The 2,263-nt window shown below is 37.8% G+C and carries 1 protein-coding gene; it reads left to right on the forward strand.

The window, feature by feature from the left end; genetic code table 11:
- Nucleotides 1-609 precede the first annotated feature (609 nt).
- On the forward strand, nucleotides 610-1,167 hold the full coding sequence (locus BOW06_RS12800) for a histone H1/H5 family protein (RefSeq protein WP_078453722.1): 558 nt from the start codon (nucleotides 610-612) through the stop codon (nucleotides 1,165-1,167).
- The last annotated feature ends 1,096 nt before the right edge of the window (nucleotides 1,168-2,263 follow it).

A 2,263-nucleotide genomic window follows, 5' to 3' on the forward strand; every position in this document is an offset into this window, starting at 1 on the left:
TAATCAATGAGAAATACCACAACTATTTTGTACCGTACTGTTGATCCGAAATTTGGCGAATTGCGCCATATGTGTTTTCAGAGGTGGTCTAGAATGGTTAATAACTCCATTATTTCGTAGTTTAATATATTAACGGTATTCTCCATGTATTGTATTGATATTCCCCAACAAGTATACTCTGTGTCATAACATTAATGTTGAACCGTAAAATAATAAAATGAGAATTTGTAGGAATACTGATGGAATTTCGAAGTGATCGTCCTCTTTCAAAAGTCGTTATTTGCCTAGACACTATCGCAACATGGCTGAAATTAGTTCACAATAGAGCTAAAGTATTAAACTAAACGGTCATACTGAAAACACATTGCAAAATCCAATACAGATTGATTTATTGAAGCCATTCTGCATTACAAAAGCACACAGAAAGCAACACTTCGGGTCGAATTGTCCAGTCACAAAATGGGATGTTTTCAATACGGTCCGCGCCCATCGTTCTTCCTGATATATGTGGGATTTGTCTATAGTAGCCATTCACATTTTGTGTTTTTTGTGCATACATCGCACTGAAGCTTGTCTTGTTTTCGTAGTGAAGAATTACTCGTCGACACCATGTCAACAACTCCCAAGAAGTCTGCTGCAAAGCCCAAGAAGCCTGTTGCTCATCCGAAATATAGCGAAATGGTGAAAACTGCAGTGACGACCCTGAAAGAGCGTGGTGGATCGTCCCGTCAAGCGATCTTGAAATACATAATAGCGAACTATAGTGTGGGAGCAGATGCGAAATCAGTTAACAGCCATTTGAAGATAGCTCTCCGTAATGGTGTTAAATCTGGTTCTCTAAAGCAGTCCAAAGGTACGGGTGCATCTGGGTCCTTCCGCATAGGCGAGAAAGAAAAAATTGAGAAAAAGAAGCCTGCGCCAAAGAAAGTTACTAAACCAAAAGCAGCGGCAAAACCCAAAGCTCCGAAACCTAAAAGTACACCGAAGAAGGCAGCGGTGGCAAAGAAATCGGTGAAGAAAGACGATAAAAAGACCAAGAAGACCACCAAGCCAAAAGCTACGGGGGCCACTAAAACAAAGACTGCTGCCAAGAAGACCCCAAAGAAGGCCGCGAAACCGAAACCAAAAACTAAAACACCAAAGAAGAAGACCGCCAAGAAGGAGTGATTGATTGAACCAACACCAGCTGCACTGGGCAGACAAAGGCCCTTTTCAGGGCCAATCAAATTTTCGAAAGATTACTCACATGTTGCTATTATGCCACTCGTCCTTCAAATCAAATCACACCATTCCCCGCAAACATCATTCACCTCTTCTACTTCGTCAGCCATTTCTTGAAACTTTTTAATAATTTCCAACTTACTTCAGCTAGTCATTATCAATCATAATATGTGACAAGTGTGTCAATAAACACTTACAAAATACGAACCTTACAATGGCAATGCAGAATATTGAATTCTAATTTGGCACTTTTCTTATAATTCATTAGAATTCGGCAAATCACCAGTCTATAGCTGTATTTTCATCCAGTGAAGATAATTTCAATGTGTTTAAAACGTTGGTAGAAAACAATAGAATGCACAAACCAGACAGGCGTATATAACTTCTACATTTAAAATATACACGAATAGTATCCACATCACATGATACATAGCTGATGGTCATTCTCTGGCTTGTGAGCTAGGCTTGATTTCTACACGCTAACAGAGTTTGTCACCAGATAGCTATATTAGTGGAGAAAACAGCAAAAACCAAAGCGACGTATCAGGCGTTATTTCAGATTCGTATATAAAACATTTTCGAACCTAAATTTTGAACGTGAAAGACTTGTTGGATGAATCTTGACAAAGGATTAGATTGAATCATATTAAGCCGCGTGATATATCCATACTACTACATGCTAAGAATTCTGAATGTATTCTGTGTGTGTGATCATATACACTCTCTTTTCTCTTTTCAACGTGGTAGCGGAGTTCTTTGTAATATTGGTGTGATATATCACATGTCTCATTAGCTTAAGTACTGTTTTCGTTTTTAATAATTCTTTATATGCAGACCGGGTGTTCAATAAATGTTTAGTTGTTATTGTAACTTTTGGAACAGCGACAATGATAGTTTACGATGAAATGGCATTGCTGTGCAATTAAAATTGTTACCCCCCAGTTGATATTCTATATATAGGAAAGTCGAACTATGAGTCAATAAAAATATACACATGTTTATTTTTTGAGATTCAACAATAAAATAACGTTACAGCTCAATT

It is taken from the genome of Solemya velum gill symbiont (assembly GCF_002020255.1).
In the GTDB taxonomy this organism is placed as follows: Bacteria; Pseudomonadota; Gammaproteobacteria; order Chromatiales; family Chromatiaceae.

Coding starts and splice junctions, on each gene's coding strand:
- BOW06_RS12800 (WP_078453722.1), top strand. CDS start 610: ATGTCAACAACTCCCAAGAAGTCTGCTGCAAAGCCCAAGAAGCCTGTT.